The 254-nt window shown below is 63.0% G+C and carries 1 pseudogene; it reads left to right on the top strand.

The features are described 5' to 3' along the window. Nucleotides 1-254: pseudogene (locus tag EOD29_RS33405) on the top strand (exopolyphosphatase); the annotation flags it as partial.

Below are 254 nucleotides of genomic sequence, written 5' to 3'. Positions count from 1 at the left end.
GCGAGACGCGCTCCGTCGTCCTCTTCGATATCGGTGGCGGCTCATCGGAGATTGCCGTCATCCGCATCGGTGACAATCGTTTCAGTCGGCTGGCCAATCACATCACCCATTGGACCTCGCTGCCGGTCGGCGTCGTGACGCTGTCGGAGCGTCACGGCGGGCGCGATGTCACCCCGGAACTTTTCGAAGGCATGGTGCACGAGGTCGAAGGCATGCTCGGACGCTTCGATTGCCCTGAGATCGAGGTCGCCCAG

Source organism: Mesorhizobium sp. M1A.T.Ca.IN.004.03.1.1, from assembly GCF_003997555.1.
In the GTDB taxonomy this organism is placed as follows: domain Bacteria; phylum Pseudomonadota; class Alphaproteobacteria; order Rhizobiales; family Rhizobiaceae; genus Mesorhizobium.
Note: the sequence above shows the minus strand (reverse complement) of the source record. Positions and strands in the feature narration are given on the sequence as shown.